The 15780-nt window shown below is 67.6% G+C and carries 15 protein-coding genes; 6 read left to right on the forward strand and 9 right to left on the reverse strand.

Annotation, left to right across the window (positions count from 1 at the left end):
• The first annotated feature begins 1 nt into the window (after position 1).
• Positions 2 to 1045: a serine hydrolase gene (locus E1H18_RS06325; RefSeq protein WP_241735907.1), complete on the forward strand. Its 1044-nt coding sequence runs from the start codon at positions 2 to 4 to the stop codon at positions 1043 to 1045.
• Between the two features lie 22 nt (positions 1046 to 1067).
• The gene (locus E1H18_RS06330) at positions 1068 to 1484 is read left to right on the forward strand and encodes an NUDIX domain-containing protein (protein ID WP_172264897.1); all 417 of its coding nucleotides are present in this window, start codon (positions 1068 to 1070) and stop codon (positions 1482 to 1484) included.
• On the opposite strand, the gene E1H18_RS06335 is transcribed toward E1H18_RS06330, so the two are convergent.
• Complete coding sequence (locus E1H18_RS06335; protein WP_172264900.1) at positions 1437 to 2045, reverse strand: TetR/AcrR family transcriptional regulator; 609 nt, start codon at positions 2043 to 2045, stop codon at positions 1437 to 1439. The two genes, E1H18_RS06330 and E1H18_RS06335, sit on opposite strands and share 48 nt — an antisense overlap.
• 72 nt (positions 2046 to 2117) lie before the next feature.
• Between E1H18_RS06335 and E1H18_RS06340 the strand changes: the two genes are divergently transcribed.
• Positions 2118 to 2954, forward strand: coding sequence for a metal-dependent hydrolase (locus tag E1H18_RS06340; protein ID WP_172264903.1), 837 nt, complete (start codon positions 2118 to 2120; stop codon positions 2952 to 2954).
• Between the two features lie 140 nt (positions 2955 to 3094).
• On the opposite strand, the gene glyS is transcribed toward E1H18_RS06340, so the two are convergent.
• The 4 genes from glyS to E1H18_RS06360 form a co-directional block, all read right to left on the reverse strand.
• A complete protein-coding gene (gene glyS / locus E1H18_RS06345; protein WP_172264906.1) occupies positions 3095 to 5089 on the reverse strand; it encodes a glycine--tRNA ligase subunit beta in 1995 nt (664 codons plus the stop codon).
• A gap of 6 nt (positions 5090 to 5095) precedes the next feature.
• The gene (locus tag E1H18_RS06350; protein WP_172264909.1) at positions 5096 to 5995 is read right to left on the reverse strand and encodes a glycine--tRNA ligase subunit alpha; all 900 of its coding nucleotides are present in this window, start codon (positions 5993 to 5995) and stop codon (positions 5096 to 5098) included.
• An 85-nt stretch (positions 5996 to 6080) separates the two neighbouring features.
• Positions 6081 to 7010, reverse strand: a complete 930-nt coding sequence (locus tag E1H18_RS26475) for a fasciclin domain-containing protein (protein WP_206679030.1) — start codon at positions 7008 to 7010, stop codon at positions 6081 to 6083.
• Positions 7011 to 7094: 84 nt separating this feature from the next.
• Positions 7095 to 7445, reverse strand: coding sequence for a DMT family protein (locus E1H18_RS06360; protein WP_172264912.1), 351 nt, complete (start codon positions 7443 to 7445; stop codon positions 7095 to 7097).
• 320 nt (positions 7446 to 7765) lie between these two features.
• Between E1H18_RS06360 and E1H18_RS06365 the strand changes: the two genes are divergently transcribed.
• Both E1H18_RS06365 and E1H18_RS06370 read left to right on the forward strand, forming a co-directional pair.
• Positions 7766 to 8104: a P-II family nitrogen regulator gene (locus E1H18_RS06365; RefSeq protein WP_172264915.1), complete on the forward strand. Its 339-nt coding sequence runs from the start codon at positions 7766 to 7768 to the stop codon at positions 8102 to 8104.
• A gap of 25 nt (positions 8105 to 8129) precedes the next feature.
• Complete coding sequence (locus E1H18_RS06370) at positions 8130 to 9659, forward strand: ammonium transporter (protein WP_172264918.1); 1530 nt, start codon at positions 8130 to 8132, stop codon at positions 9657 to 9659.
• Positions 9660 to 9721: 62 nt separating this feature from the next.
• Here the strand turns inward: E1H18_RS06370 and E1H18_RS06375 are convergent, their stop codons facing one another.
• From E1H18_RS06375 to E1H18_RS06390, 4 genes are all read right to left on the reverse strand, one after another.
• Positions 9722 to 10351, reverse strand: a complete 630-nt coding sequence (locus tag E1H18_RS06375; protein ID WP_172264921.1) for a peptidylprolyl isomerase — start codon at positions 10349 to 10351, stop codon at positions 9722 to 9724.
• A 9-nt stretch (positions 10352 to 10360) separates the two neighbouring features.
• Complete coding sequence (locus E1H18_RS06380; RefSeq protein WP_172264924.1) at positions 10361 to 11233, reverse strand: 4-(cytidine 5'-diphospho)-2-C-methyl-D-erythritol kinase; 873 nt, start codon at positions 11231 to 11233, stop codon at positions 10361 to 10363.
• A gap of 40 nt (positions 11234 to 11273) precedes the next feature.
• Positions 11274 to 13007: a lipopolysaccharide assembly protein LapB gene (locus E1H18_RS06385; protein WP_172264927.1), complete on the reverse strand. Its 1734-nt coding sequence runs from the start codon at positions 13005 to 13007 to the stop codon at positions 11274 to 11276.
• Positions 13008 to 13082: 75 nt separating this feature from the next.
• Positions 13083 to 14756 carry an electron transfer flavoprotein-ubiquinone oxidoreductase gene (locus E1H18_RS06390; RefSeq protein ID WP_172264931.1) on the reverse strand — a complete coding sequence of 558 codons (1674 nt, stop codon included), beginning with the start codon at positions 14754 to 14756 and terminating at the stop codon, positions 13083 to 13085.
• Positions 14757 to 14907: 151 nt separating this feature from the next.
• Between E1H18_RS06390 and E1H18_RS06395 the strand changes: the two genes are divergently transcribed.
• Positions 14908 to 15723, forward strand: a complete 816-nt coding sequence (locus tag E1H18_RS06395; RefSeq protein WP_172264934.1) for a uracil-DNA glycosylase — start codon at positions 14908 to 14910, stop codon at positions 15721 to 15723.
• Positions 15724 to 15780: the final 57 nt, after the last annotated feature.

Genomic DNA, 15780 nt, shown 5'->3' on the forward strand with positions numbered 1-15780 from the left:
GTTGAAAGTTCTCGCGTTCGCCGCCGCCCTGGCCCTCGCCCCGATGACCACCCATGCTGCGGATGGCGTCTCGACCGCCAAGCTCGAGGCCATGTCCGCCGCCATCAAGGCCGGCCAGTTCCAGCAGATCACCAGCGTCATGGTCTCGCGCCACGGCAAGCTGGTGTTCGAGGCCTATTACGACGGCGACGCGGAAACCCGCCGCAACACCCGCTCCACGACCAAGACCGTCACCGCCATGCTGGCCGGGGCCGCCATCGGGCGCGGCGCCATTCCCAACGTCCAGGCGCAGATCAAGCCCTATCTGAAGGGCCTTCCGCCGGCCGCCAATCCCGATCCGCGCAAGGACAAGGTCACGGTCGAGGACCTGCTGACCATGAGCTCGATCGCCGAGTGCGACGACGACAACCAGTACTCGCGCGGCAACGAGGAGCGGATGTACCTGATCGAGGACTGGGTCGGCTTCTATCTCGACCTGCCGGTGCGCGGTTTCCCCGACTGGAGCCCACGTCCCGAGGCCTCGCCCTACGGCCGTAGCTTCAGCTACTGCACCGCCGGGGTCGTGACCCTGGGTCAGGCGGTCCAGAACGCAGTCAAGCAGCCCCTGCCCGCGTTCGCCGACGCGGTGCTGTTCAAGCCGCTCGGCATCGAGAACCCCAAGTGGCAGACGTCGCCGACGGGCCTGGCTATGGGCGGCGGCGGTCTGGGCCTGCGCAGCCGCGACCTGCTGAAGCTCGGCCAGCTCTACCTCAACAACGGTCAGTGGGAGGGCCAGCAGGTCCTGCCCGCCGACTTCGTGAAGGCCTCAGTCACGCCGCACGCCAACGCCAAGCCAGAGACAGACTATGGCTACCTGATCTGGCTGCAGACCTTCGCGGGTCACAAGGCCTGGGTGATGAGCGGGTCGGGCGGCCAGAAGGTCGCCATCGTCCCCGACCTCGACCTGGTGGCTGTGATCACCACCACCAATTTCGGCGTCCGCCAGCCGCACGCGATCTCCGAGAAGCTGCTGGCTGAGCACATCCTGGCTGCGGTCGAGAACTAGAGACTCGGACTATCTTGGCCGCATGAACCGCGTCCTCGACATCGTCACCGCCGTGATCCTTGATGCGGACGGCCGCATGCTGCTGGTCCGCAAGCGCGGCACGACCACCTTCATGAAGCCTGGCGGCAAGCGCGACGGCGGCGAGAGCGATCTGGCCACCCTCGCCCGCGAACTGGAGGAAGAGCTGGGCTGCAGGCTGATCAGCGCGCAGCTGCTGGACCACTTCTCGGCCCCGGCCGCCAACGAGGCCGGCTTTTCGGTGCAGTCGGCGACCTATCTCGCCACGGTCGAGGGCGACATCGCCGCCCAGGCCGAGATCGAGGAGTTGGCCTGGATCGACCCCGCCGCGCCAGGCGACCTGCGCCTGGCTCCGCTGCTGACCGACAAGGTTCTACCCGCCTTGCTGGCTCGCGCTCAGCCGGCCTTCAATCAGCTCTAGCGCCAGCTCGCGCGGCCGCTCGGAGGGACGGCCCAGCAGCGCGCTGAGCGTCGGACCGAACAGGCCCACGCCGACGGCCAGGATGATGTTCAGCATCACGAAGTCGACCGCCGCCTCGCGATCGACGCCGGTGTCGCGGGCCACGCGCGTGTCGATGATCGCCTCGACCACCTCGCGCACCAGGGTCATGCGCGCCCCCTCGCCCGTGAGTTCCAGCCAGGCGGCCAGCCGCGCCGCGCCCTTGGCCTCGAAGGCGTCGAACAGGGCCTGAGCGCCGACGCCCAGCACCGCGTCGTCGCGGTCCAGGGCTGTCAGCACCTTCTCGGCCAGTTGGCGGATCATCCGCTCCATCAGCGCCGTCTCAACCCCGGCGATCGAGCCGAAGTGGTGGATGACGTTGGCATGGACCACGCCTGCAGCCTTGGCCACGTCGGCCAGCTTGATCGCCTGCGGCCCCTGGCTGACCAGCAGCGCCTCGGCGGCGGCCAGGATGTTCTCGCGCGCGGCCTCGGGCGTGCGGCGAACACGGGTGGTCTTAGGTGCGGGCGCCTCTATTGACATTTTTGTCAGTACAACTCACCTTGGCCCAAGGACGGGCTCCCAGAGCCCTAAACCGGCGGAGCCCAGAACGCCATGACACAGACCACGCCCACCGATCTCCACGTCGCCCCGCGCGACATCCGCTTCGACTTCGCCGACGCCCAGAAGGGCCACTGGCTGGGCGGCGATCCCGTCGGCACGGCGGTGTTCAACGCCCTGTCCCTGACCTTCCCCGATGGCGAGCGATTGTTCATGGACGCGGTCAAGAACTACCGCCACCTGCTGAGCGGCAAGCTGCTGGAGGACGCCAAGGGCTTCATCGCCCAGGAGGCCATCCACTCGCGCGAGCACCATCAGCTGAACAGCCTGATCGATCGCGATCGCTACCCCGTCGCCGAGATCGAGGAGATGGTTCGCGGCCGGGTGAAGATGGCCCGCGAACGCGGCAAGATGGCGATGCTGATCTCGACCATCGCCCTGGAGCACTTCACGGCGATGATGGCCGAGATGCATGCCCGCCACCGCGACCTGTTCGACCAGACCCCGGCCGGCGTCGAGCAGCTGTGGCGCTGGCACGCCATGGAGGAGACCGAGCACAAGGCCGTGGCCTATGACGTCTTCCTGGAGGTGACCAAGGACTGGTCGCCAGCCAAGCGCTACTTCATCCGCTGTCGGGCGATGGCGCTAGTGACGATCATGTTCACCCGCAATATCAGCCGCTACGCCGCGAAGCTGCTGGAAGCCGACGGCTACACGCCGGAAGCGGCGCTGAAGGCGGTGAATCGGTTCGTCTGGGGCGACCCGGGCCTCTTCCGCCGCGGCTGGAAGACCTATCTGGCCTGGTACCGCCCCGGCTTCCACCCGTGGGACCAGGACGACCGCGAACGCTTCGCCGACTGGAAGGCCGAGTTCGACGCGGCAGTGGCTTAACCTGATCCGTTTCCCCGGCGAAAGCCGGGGCCCAGATCAAATCAAGAGCGCCGTGCGGCTTCGCGCGGCGCTCTTTGCATTCACGGCTGACGTTTCGGATGGATCTGGGCCCCGGCCTTCGCCGGGGAAACGGAAAAGGCTTACCCGCCGATCAACCCGAAATCCGCCACCTGCCCCATGGCGTCGCGGACGGCGGCCAGGGTCTTGAGGCGATTGTCGCGGTGCTCGGGCTCGTTGACGAAGACGCCGTCCAGATAGGCGTCGACCGGGCCGCGCAGCTCGGCCAGCTGGGTCATGGCGCCGGTGAAGTCTTCCTTGGCCAGGGCGTCCTTCAGCGGCTTATCCAGCAGGCGCAGGGCGTTGTAGAGGCCCACCTCCGCATCGCTGTCGGCCGCCGGTTCTTCAGGCGCGCCAACCGGCAGAGCCCCCTTCTTCTCCTCGGCCTTGAGGATGTTGGAGGCGCGCTTGTAGCCGGCCATCAGGGTCTTGCCGTCGTCGGTCTTCAGGAAGCCGTCCAGGGCCTCGACCCGCGCGACGATGCGCGCCAGATCGTCATCGCCCAGGGCGAACACGGCGTCGACGAGGTCGTGACGCTTGCCCTGGTCGCGCAGGGTGACCTTCAGGCGGTCAGCGAAGAAGGCGATCAGGTCGTCCTTGCCGAACTTGGACAGCGACAGACGCAGGTTGTTCTCGAGGATGATCCGGATCACGCCCAGCGCCGCGCGGCGCAGCGCATAGGGGTCCTTCGAGCCCGTCGGCTTCTCGTCGATGGCGAAGAAGCCGACCAGGGTGTCGAGCTTGTCCGCTAAGGCCACAGCGATGCTGACCGGCGCGGTCGGTACAGCGTCCGAGGGCCCCTGCGGCTTGTAGTGGTCGCGCACGGCGTCGGCGATCTCGCCGTTCAGGCCGAAAGCGCGGGCGTAGTAGCCGCCCATGACGCCTTGCAGCTCGGGGAACTCGCCGACCATCTGCGAGGTCAGGTCGGCCTTGGCCAGGCGCGCGGCTTCTTTCGTCTTGGCGACATCCGCGCCGACCAGCGGGGCGATTTCGCCGGCCAGGGCGACGATGCGCTCGACGCGCTGGGCCATGGTGCCGAGCTTGGCGTGGAAGGTCACGCCGTCCAGCTTCTTCAGCCAGGCCTCGAAGCCGACCTTGACGTCTTCGTCCCAGAAGAAGCGGGCGTCGGACAGGCGCGAGGACAGCACCTTGGCGTTGCCGGCCGCGATCACCGCGCCGCCGTCGGCCGCCTGGATGTTGGCGATGGTGATGAAGTGCGGGGCCAGGCCCTCCTCACCGGCCTTGCGGACGGCGAAGTACTTCTGGTGCGTGCGCATCGAGGTGCGGATGACCTCGGGCGGCAGGCTGAGGAACACCGGGTCCATGTCGCCCAGCACCGGGGTCGGCCATTCGGCGAGGCCGGCGACTTCCTGCAGCAGGCCCTCGTCCTCGACCAGCTCCAGGTGGCGGGCGAAGCACAGGGTCTTGCAGCCTTCGAGGATGCGTTCCTTGCGCTCCTCGACGTCGAGCACGACGAAGTGGGCTTCCAGGCCCGCCGCGTACTCGTCGAAGTCCTTGGCCACGAAGGGTTGGGCGTCGCCCATGAAGCGGTGGCCCTCGGTGATGTCGCCGCTCTCGATGCCCTCGATGGCGAACGGCACGACCTCGCGGTCCAGCACGCACAGGATCCGCTTCAGCGGCCGCACCCAGCGCAGCCTCTTGGTTCCCCAGATCATCGACTTGGGCCAGGGGAAGCCGCGGACGATGGCCTCGACCATCTCGGCGACGATCTCCGGCGTCGGGCGACCCTTCTTCTCGATGAAGGCCATGTAGACGCCGTCGCGCTCGACCAGCTGGTCCTGGGTCAGGCCCGCCTTGCGCAGGAAGCCTTCCATGGCTTGCGGCGGGGCGCCGACGCGCGGGCCTTTGAGTTCTTCCTTGCGGTCGGCCTGGGCCAGCGGCAGGCCTTCGGCCACCAGGGTTAGGCGGCGGGGGCCGGCGAAGGTCTTCAGGGCCTCGGGCAGGAAGCCGGCGGCGGCCAGGTGCTCGCGCGCCATACGCTCCAGGTCCTTGGCGGCCTGGGCCTGCATGCGGGCCGGAATCTCTTCGGAGAACAGTTCGAGAAGAAGTTGGGGCATCGTAACTTACGCGGCTTCCTGCTGATCGACCCACGCTTGCGCGCACAGTTTGCAAAGGTCGCGGATGCGGCCGATGTAGCTGGCGCGCTCGGCGACGGCGATCGCGCCCCGGGCGTTCATCAGGTTGAAGAGGTGGCTGGCCTTGAGGACCAGGTCGTAGGCGGGCAGCACCAGGGCCTTGCCCTGGTAGCTCTCGGCCAGAATGCGCGGGACCTGGATCTCCATGTCTTCGAACTGGCGCTTCAGGGTCGCCACGTCATAGACGTTGAAATTGGCTTCCGACTGCTGGCGCTCGTTCTCCAGGAACACGTCGCCATAGGTCTTGGCGCCCAGCGGCGAGTCCGGGTCGTTGAACGGCAGGTCGTAGACGTTGTCGACGCCGAACACGTACATGGCCAGGCGTTCCAGGCCGTAGGTCAGCTCACCGGCTACCGGCGAGACGTCCAGGCCGCCCACCTGCTGGAAGTAGGTGTACTGCGACACCTCCATGCCGTCGCACCAGACTTCCCAGCCCAGGCCCCAGGCCCCGACGGTCGGGTTTTCCCAGTCGTCCTCGACGAAGCGGATGTCGTGGGTGCGCAAATCGAGGCCGATCGCGTCCAGCGAGCCCAGATACAGGTCCTGCATGTTCTCGGGGTTCGGCTTCAGGATCACCTGATACTGGTAATAGTGCTGCAGCCGGTTAGGGTTCTCGCCATAGCGGCCGTCGCCCGGACGGCGCGAGGGCTGCACATAGGCCGCGTTCCAGGCCTTGGGGCCGAGCGCGCGCAGCACCGTGGCCGGGTGCAGGGTCCCTGCCCCCACCTCCACGTCGTGCGGCTGCAGGATCACACAGCCCTGCCGGCTCCAATAGTCATGGAGCGTCAGGATCAGGCTCTGGAAGGACTTGGGTTTTTCGCGCGACATATACCGAAGCAGGCCTAGAAAAAAGTCGGCGGACCATAGGGCCCGCCGACTGCTGCTTCAAGCGATGTCCTAAGGCGATAAGGCCTTAGTTGCCCTTCGGCGTCGTGCGCTTGCCGGCGTTGGAGTCCGGCTTGCCGTACTTGGCGCGGTTGGCCGTGGTGTCGGCGACCGGCGGGTTGGACACGACGTTGGCGTCGCCGGCCTTGAGGCTGGCCTGGGCTTCGGGCGATTGCGACGAGACCGGCACGACGCCCGAGGTGTTCACGCCGGCGCTCGGGGCCGAGGTGGCGGTCGGCGAAGCGGCCGGATCGGCGGCCATGTCGCTGGCGGCGGCCGGAGCGGCCTGGTCAGCCGGCATAGCGTCCATCGTGCTCGGCGCGGCTTGAGTCGGCGCCGCAGGGGCGACCTGCTCGTTGGCGGCGACGTCCATGGTGGCGCCAGCGTCCGTCGCCGAAACCGCGGCCTGCTGGCCCGGCAGATCCTTAGGCATCAGGACCTTGTCGACGACGTGCAGCACGCCGTTGCTGGCCATGACGTCCGTCTGGGTGATGGTGGCGCCGTCGACCATCGGCGTGGTCCCGCTACCGTCCAGCAGCAGCGGCGAGCCCTCGACGCTCTTCACCTCGCCCTTGCTGCCCTTGATCTTGGTGGAGTCCACCTTGGCGTTGATCACGTGGTAGGTCAGGACCTTCTGCAGCAGCGGGCCGTTTTCCGGCAGCATCAGCTTGTCCAGCTCGCCGGCCGGCAGGGCCGCAAAGGCTGCGTCGGTCGGGGCGAAGACGGTCAAGTTCTGGTTGGTCTTCAGGACGCTGGTCAGGTTCACTGCCGAAACCGCCTTCAGGAAGGTCGTGAACTGGCCCGAGGCGGTGGCGGTGTCGATCAGGTCACCCTTGGCGACGACCGGCGAAGCCGCGGCCGGAGCCGGAGCGGCCGGTGCGGCGGCGGTCTGGGCTTGAGCGGCGCCGGCCAGCAGAGCGATGGCGGCGGCCGCGGTCAGGAGACGCGTGGTGTTCATGGTCGAGTTCCTTTCGGTTCGAGCCGTTTACGCTCGGACAGGGGACTCGGTTCCGTGATCACGGGCACGTGATCACTAAAAGCTTCACCGAAAATAGAAGACGACGGCCACGCCGGCAACGATCAGACCGAACCCCGCAATCGTCGACCACTTGATCGCTTCGCCCAGATAAAAATACGAAAACAGGATGAAGACCAGCAGGGTTATGACCTCCTGGCCTACTTTCAACTGAGCTGTGGAATACATACCGCTGCCGATGCGATTGGCCGGCACGGCCAGCATGTATTCCGGCAGGGCGATCAGCCAGCTGGACAAGATCGCGACCGGCAGCGCCAGGCTTTTGTTCTTCAGGTGGCCGTACCAGGCGAAGGTCATGAAGATGTTCGACGCCACCAGCAGCGCCCAAGGCGCGATCTTCAAGACGAGCGGCGGCATGTCAGGGCTCCAAGCGAGGCCGTGGGGATTCCGCCAACCTAGGACAAGACCCCCTACGCAAACCAGAGCGCTCCCGTTGAGTGAGATCGCCGTTTTTTGACGCACTCACGGGCCTCGCGGCTCAAATTTTAGGCGCCACGCCCAATTCGTTTCCGAAACCTTGTCCACACGCCCCGTCACGGAACCGTCGCCGATAGCGTGGCCCTGCCGGGGAAACGGCGCCGTGAAAGCGGCGTCGGCGGTGATCACACCGGGGGCGGTCTTTCGCTTCCACAACCAAGCCAACAAGCCCGCAGCGTACGCGGGGTGGAGCAAGGCGGATGAAACTGATCGTAGCGGTCGTCAAACCCTTCAAGCTGGATGAGGTGCGCGAAGCGCTCGTCGCCGCCGGCGTCGAAGGCCTGACGGTTTCGGAAGTGAAGGGCTACGGCCGCCAGAAGGGCCAGACCGAGATCTATCGCGGTGCGGAGTACCAGGTGAACTTCGTGCCGAAAGTGAAGCTTGAAGCGGTCGTGGACGATGCGTCCGCCGCCAAGGCGGTCGAGGCCATCAAGGCCGCCGCCGCCACCGGCAAGATCGGCGACGGCAAGATCTTCGTCCTGAACGTCGAAGAATCCGTCCGCATCCGTACCGGCGAAACCGGCTCGGCCGCACTGTAAGCATCGGGAAAAGGGGATACCGACGATGAAACTCACGTTTAAACCGCTGGCCGGGCTGATGCTCGCCGCGACCTTGGCGGGGGCCCCGATGGGCGCTGTCGCCTTCGCCCAGGAGGCCGCGCCCGCCCCGGCCGCCGCCACCGCCGCGCCCGCCGAGGCTGCGCCCGCTCCGGCCGCCGCGCCGGCCCCTGCCGAGGCCCCCGCGCCCGCCATCGTCGACAAGAACGACAAGGGCGACAACGCGTGGATGCTGACCTCCGCGATGCTGGTCCTGCTGATGATCCTGCCGGGCCTGGCGCTGTTCTACGGCGGCCTGGTCCGCTCCAAGAACATGCTGTCGGTCATGATGCAGGTCTCGACCGTCGCCCTGATCAGCTTCGTGACCTGGGTCCTGTGGGGCTACAGCTTCGCGTTCTCGGACGGCGGCAGCTGGGACACCTTCGTGGGCGGCCTGGGCCGTCTGTTCCTGAAGGACGTGACCCCGGCCAGCAACGTCGCGACGTTCTCCACCGGCGTCGTGATCCCCGAGTTCACCTTCATCGCCTTCCAGTCGACCTTCGCGGCCATCACCGCCGCTCTCGTGGTCGGTTCGCTGGTCGAGCGCATGAAGTTCTCGGCCATCGTCGCCTTCGCCTTCCTGTGGCCGCTGCTGTCGTACTACCCGATGGCCCACATGGTCTGGTGGTGGCCGGGTCCGGACGCGATCGCCCTGGCGCCTGACGCCCCGGTCAAGTCCGGCCTGATCTGGAGCTTCGGCGCCCTCGACTTCGCCGGCGGCACCGTGGTTCACATCAATGCCGGTATCGCCGCCCTGGTCGGCGCCCTGATCCTGGGCAAGCGCCAAGGCTACGGCAAGGAGCCGATGCCCCCGCACTCGCTGACCCTGACCCTGGTGGGCGCTGGCCTGCTGTGGGTGGGCTGGTTCGGCTTCAACGCCGGCTCGAACCTGGAATCGAACGGCTACGCCTCGCTGGCCATGATCAACACCTTCGTCGCCACCGCGGCCGCCGGCCTGTCGTGGATCGTCGTGGAGTGGATCACCCGCAAGAAGCCGTCGGCCCTTGGCCTGGCTTCGGGCATCGTCGCCGGCCTCGTGGCCATCACCCCGGCCGCCGGCTTCTCGGGCCCGATGGGCGCCGTGATCCTGGGCCTGGTCGTCTCGCCGATCTGCATCGTCTTCTGCTCGACGATCAAGAACGCCTTCAAGTACGACGACAGCCTGGACGCTTTCGGCATCCACGGCATCGGCGGCATCGTCGGCGCCATCGGCACCGGCCTGGTCGTCAACCCCGCCTGGGGCGGCGCTGGCATCGTCGACTACACCAGCTGCGGCAAGGACGGCGACTTCTCGACCTGCGACAACGCCACGTACGACATGGTCGCTCAGGTCATCGCCCAACTGAAGGGCGTGGGCGTCACCATCGTCTGGTCGCTGGTCGCCTCGGCCATCGTCTTCTTCGTCATCAAGCTGGTGATCGGCCTGCGCGCCGCGCCGGAAGCCGAAGAAGAAGGCCTGGACATCTCGGAACACGGCGAACGCGCCTACCACAGCTAAGGCTGGCGTGAGCCGAAAGGCGAAGGGCGCGGAGGGAAACCTCCGCGCCCTTTCTTTTTGGATCAGATCCGGCGGGCGCTGACGATCGGCACCGGCGGATCCAGGATCTGGCCCTTCATCACCGGGTTGATGGCCACGCCGGGCGTCGGCAGGTTCAGGATCTTGTGGACCAGATCCATGCCCGCGACGACCTGGCCGAAAGCGGCAAAGCCGGTGTTGTCGCCCTCCGCCGCGGGATTGGCGTCCAGATACGGCGCTTCGCCTATGCAGATGAAGAAGTCCGAGGTCGCACTGCCCGGCTCCATGCGGGCGATCGACACCGTGCCGTCGACATGGCGCAGGCCCGTTTGCGAGGTCGGCTCGTGAGCGATCGGCGGCAGCACCTTGGCCGGGTCGCCCTGCAACCCGCCCTGGATCAGGCCGTAGTCCACCGATCCCGGCGACTTGGACGCCCGGAAGAAGGTCGCGCCGTCGTAGCGCTTCTCGTCCACATAGCGCAGGAAGTTGGCCGTGGTGATCGGCGCCTGACGCACCTTGAGAGCGATGGTGATGACGCCCAGGCTGGTCTGCACATTGACCAGCACGTCGCCCGCCCCGGGCACGATCGGCGCAGGAGCCAGCTTCAGTGTCTGGGCGGCGGCCGGCGCGGCGGCGAGACTCCCCAAGGCGGCGAGAAGGTCACGGCGCTTCATCTCTAGCTCCTAGCTCAGGCGGCAGCGCCGCACCCACCATTCCGGCCGCATGGCCTCGATACGCTCAGCCAGGCTCTCGGCCTCGATATCGCCGGCGCACAGCGCAAAGCAGGTCGCGCCCGAGCCGGACATCCGCACCATCAGGCTTTCGGGCTCGCCGCGAAGAACGTCCAGAGCCTGACCGATCAGCGGCTCCAAGGCTACGGCCGGCGCTTCGAGATCGTTGCGGGTGGCGATGGCCAGCCAGGCCGCGGCCTCCTCGGCGGTCTCCAGTTCGTCCGGGATCGCCGGGCGCTCAGCCCCCTCCGGATGTACAGCCGCGTCATAGGCGCGATAGACCGCGCCGGTCGGCGACGGCGCGCCCGGGTTGACCAGCACGGCGTGCAGCACCGGCAGGCGCGGCGCAGGCGAGAGCACCTCCCCTCGCCCCTCGGCCATCAGGGCCGTGGCGCGCAGACAGGCCGCGCCATCGGCGCCCAGGCTGGCGGCCAGCGGTTCAAGATCATCGTCAGTGAGATTGGGCGCGAGAGCGTCACGCAACAGCTTCAGGGCCGCGCCCGCGTCGCTGGAGCCGCCCCCCAGGCCCGCCGCGATTGGCAAACGCTTGTCGAGGATCAGCCGGTACGGCGGGATCGGCCCGCCGAGCTTGGCGTGGAAGGCGCGCGCGGCGCGAACCACGAGGTTGTCGCCACCCGTCGGAATCTCGCCGCCGAAAGGCCCCACGGTCTCGAAGTCCGGCGCATCGGCAGGTTGGATCACGACCTCGTCGCCGACATCGGCGAACACCATCAGGCTGGAGATCGGGTGATAGCCTTCGGCGTCCGGCCCGCCCACGTGCAGGAACAGATTGACCTTGGCGGGGGCGAAGGCGGACAACCGCATGCGGGACTACTCGAGATAAGACGCTTGCCGAGCCGATAGCTCAGTTGCGCGCCGCGGTCGACTTCGAGGCCGCCGGGCCGGTCGGACCCAGGCCATTCTTCAGCTTGGCCTCGGAGTCGGCCTTCTGCTTGTCGTCCGGCTCCAGGGTCAGCACCCGTCGCCACTGGAACTCGGCCTCGATCTTGCGACCGGCCTTCCAGTAGGCGTCGCCCAGGTGACCGTTCACGTCCGGATCGCCCGGCTCCATCTCGACGGCGGCTTCCAGCTTTTCCACGGCGGTCTTGTAGTCGCCCAGGCGGTAATAGGCCCACCCCAGGGAGTCGAGCATGGCCCCCGATGTCGGACGGGCGGCCACGGCCTTCTGGACCATGCCCAGGGCCTGGGCCAGGTTCTCGCCGCGGTCGATCCAGCTGTAGCCCAGGAAGTTCAACAGCTCGGGCTCGGTCGGATTGATCTTCAGCGCCGCTTGCAGGTCGCGTTCGGCTTCGGGCCAGCGATCAGCCTGTTCCAGAGCCGCCGCGCGCAGGTACAGCAGACGCCAGTCGGCATTCTCGCCGTCACGAGCGATCACCGGGTCCAGAACGGCGACGGACTCGCTCCACTGGCTGCCGGCCCGCAGCAAGTCGGCCAGCGCCACCTGAGCTTCGCGGTCGTTGGGCGCGGCCGTCGCGGCGGCGCGCGCCACCTCCAGCGCCTTGGCCTTGTCGCCCGCGTCGTTCCACGCCCAGGCCGACTTGCTCTGGGCCGAGACATACTGCGGCGAGCTCTGCGGGACATGGGCATAGGCCTCGATGGCGCCGCGCGGATCCTGGCTCTGGTTCAGAAGGTCGCCGATCAGCACCCAGGCCTCGTCGCGAGCCGGGTCCAGGCGCAGGGCCAGGCGCAGATAGGCCAGGGCGAACTGCACCTGGCGCTCGCCGGCGAAGGCGGCGGCGCAAGCCACCAGCCCTTCGGCCGCGCCCTGACGGAGTGTCGGCATCGGCGGCGGCGCACCCTTGGACGCGGCGCGCGCCCGCGCGCGAACCAGACCGGCGTCGCCGGGCGCAGCCCGCAGGGCCGTGTCGTACAGCGCGACGGCGTCGTCATGGCGCTTGCGGCGCTCCAGGAACGCACCGTAGTCCAGGGTGAAGATGCTGGCCGTGGCGACGTTGGAAGTCAGGGCCTTGTAGTCGGTCTCGGCCTCGTCATAGCGTTTGGCGCGCTCGAACAGCCGCGCCTGACCCTGTTGGCCGAAATACTGCACCAGCTTGTCGTTGCGCAGGGTCGGCAGGACGATCGCGCCCTCCTTGTCCCCGGCGGCGGCCGCCGTCCAGGGACCGAGCAGCGCCGCGACCTGCTGGTGCGGGAAGCCCAGCGGCTGGGTCGTCAGGAGAAGTTGCGCATCCTTGCCCTTGCCGACGGCCAGCGACTCCACGACCCGGGTCAGAACGCCCAGGCGCTTGACGCCCTCGGTAGAGTCCTCGCCGACCGGCGCAGCCGCCGCGGCGCGGGTGATGTCGCCGGCCAGCAGCAGCGCCGTGAACGAGCGCTCGCCGATGATGCCCGGGTCCTCGCCCAGCACGGCCGCCGTGCCGAAATAGCCCGCCGCCTCGGACGAGCGGCCATCGCGCAGCGCCGCCTGGCCCGCCAGGAACTGACCGTACGAGCTGCGCGCGCCGAACAGCGGCGAGTTGATGCTCATCGGCCCCCGCACCGTCACGTGGCTGGGCGGCGTCGACGCGCAGGCGGCCAGAGCGGTAAGCGAAACGCAGGCGAGGAGGACTTTGATACGCATCCGGCCACCCTCCGAGGTTTCGCCGCCGTCCGCAAGAAAAAGCCTCCCGGTTCGGACCGGGAGGCTCTGTCGTTTCTACATGTTCGGGTAGTTCGGCCCGCCGCCGCCTTCCGGCGTGGTCCAGACGATATTCTGCGACGGATCCTTGATGTCGCAGGTTTTGCAGTGGACGCAGTTCTGGGCGTTGATCTGGAAGCGCGGGTCCTGGCCCTGCTCGTTGTAGAGCACCTCGTAGACGCCGGCCGGGCAGTAGAGACGCGCCGGCTCGCCGTACTTGGGCAGGTTGACCGCGATCGGGATCGACGGGTCCTTCAGCTTCAGGTGGGCCGGCTGGTCTTCCTCGTGGTTGGTGGCCGACAGGAACACCGAGCTCAGCTTGTCGAAGCTGATCACGCCATCCGGCTTGGGGTAGACGATCGGCTTGAAGTCCTTGGCCAGCCCCGTCGAGGCCGCGTCGGTCTTCTCGTGCTTCATCGTGCCGAAGAACGAGAAGCCGCCGAACAGGTGCGTACACCACATGTCGAACATGCTGACCGCGCCGCCCAGGGCCGTGCCGAACTTGCCCAGCATCGGCTTGGCGTTACGGACGACCTTCAGCTCCTTGGCCACCCACGAGTTGTCGTAGACCGTCTGGTAGGCGGTCAGCTCGTCGCTGGTCCGGCCGGCCTGGACAGCGGCATAGGCGGCCTCGGCGGCCATCATGCCGGTCTTGACGGCGTTATGGCTGCCCTTGATGCGCGGGACGTTGACGAAGCCGGCCGAGCAGCCGATCAGCACGCCGCCCGGGAAGGTCAGCTTCGGCACCGACTGATAGCCGCCCTCGGTGATAGCCCGCGCGCCGTAGGCGATGCGCTTGCCGCCTTCCAGATAAGGCTTCACGCCCGGATGCTGCTTGAAGCGCTGGAACTCGTCGAACGGCGAGATCCACGGGTTCTTGTAGTTCAGGTGTACGACGTAGCCGATGGCCACGTAGTTATCCCCGAAGTGATACATGAAGCTGCCGCCGCCGGTCTGGTTGTCCAGCGGCCAGCCGGTGGTGTGCTCGGCCAGGCCCGGCTGGTGCTGCTCGGGCGGAACCTGCCACAGCTCCTTGATGCCGATGCCGTACTTCTGGGGCGACTTGCCGTCGTCCAGCTTGAACTTGGCGATCAGTTGCTTGGCCAGCGAGCCCCGCACGCCCTCGGCGATGAACACGTACTTGCCGTGCAGCTCCATGCCCGGCTGGAAGTCGGGCTTGTGATGGCCGTCCTTGCCGATGCCGACGACGCCGACCACGACGCCCTTCACCGAGCCGTCGTCGTTCCAGACGAGGTCGGAGGCTGCGAAGCCCGGATAGATCTCGACGCCCAGCTCTTCGGCCTTGCCAGCCAGCCAGCGGGTCAGGTTGGCCAGCGAGGCGATGTAGCAGCCGTGATTGTGCATGAACGGCGGCATGGCGAACATCGGCAGGGACAGTTCGCCCTGCGGACCCAGCAGCTTGAAGCGGTCCTTGGTGACCGGCGTCTCCAGCGGCGCGCCCAGCTCTTTCCAGTTCGGGAACAGCTCGGCCAGGCCCTTGGGATCGATAACCGCGCCCGACAGGATGTGCGCCCCGACTTCAGAGCCCTTTTCCAGCAGGGCCACCGAGATCTCGGTCCCGTTCTTCTCCGCCATCTGTTTGAGCCGGATCGCGGCCGAGAGTCCCGCGGGACCGCCGCCGACGATGACGACGTCGTACTCCATCGACTCGCGTTCGAGGTCTTCGCTCATAAGGTCTCCCGGTGGGGCTCGGCCGCCCCTCTTATGACTGTTTGAATCACAGCTTATCGGAACGTGACGTGTGGGCGGTCAAGCATTTGATCTCGCTTTTTTGCTGCGTCGCAGCGTGGAGGCCCGCGGCATTACAGGCTAAGACGGTCTCATGAGCCTCGCCGTCGATCAACGCGCCGTCGAAAGCCTGCTGGCCTTCTGGGCCGATGCGGGCGTCGAGGCCCTGTACGCCGACGCGCCGATCGACCGCCTGGCCGAGGGCGCAGCCATGCTGCGCGCCAGGAGCCAGCCGGCCCCGCCGCCGATCCCGATCGCCCGCCCCACGGCCGTGCGGGGCCCCGACGTCGGTTCGGCCGTCGCCACGGCCCGGGCCGCCGCGGCGGCCTGCAACGACCTCGAAAGCCTGGCCGCCGCCATCGCCGCCTTCGACGGTTGCCCGCTGAAGACGCAAGGGGCCAAGCAGGCGGTGTTCTCGCGCGGCGCTCCAAACGCTCCGCTGATGATCATCGGCGAAGGCCCCGGCGCCGACGAGGACGCTCAAGGCGCGCCGTTCGTCGGCCGGGCCGGCAAGCTGCTGGACCGCATGATCAAGGCCGCCGGCCTGGAAGACCGCGTCTTCATCACCAACACCGTCTTCTGGCGTCCGCCCGGCAATCGCACGCCGACGCCGCAGGAGCAGGCCGTCTGCGCCCCCTTCGTCGAGCGCGCCATCGCCCTGGTGAAGCCCAAGATGCTGCTGCTGGCCGGCGGCGCTTCTGCGAAGGCGATGCTGAAGCGCGAGGAAGGCATTCTCTCGATGCGCGGCCGCTGGTTCGAATGGACCTCCGAGGACAAGGCGACCGAGTTGCCGGCCATGCCGACCCTGCACCCGGCCTTCCTGCTGCGCACCCCCGCCCAGAAGAAGAAGGCCTGGCAGGATCTGCTGACTCTGACCGAGCGACTTGATCGCCCGGACCGCCCGCATTAAAACTTCCTCCACCAGTCGGAACGGGGGACGTGCGCCTGCGGGGGAGCGCGGATCACT

The sequence above is a fragment of the Caulobacter sp. RHG1 genome, from assembly GCF_013181195.1.
GTDB lineage: Bacteria > Pseudomonadota > Alphaproteobacteria > Caulobacterales > Caulobacteraceae > Caulobacter.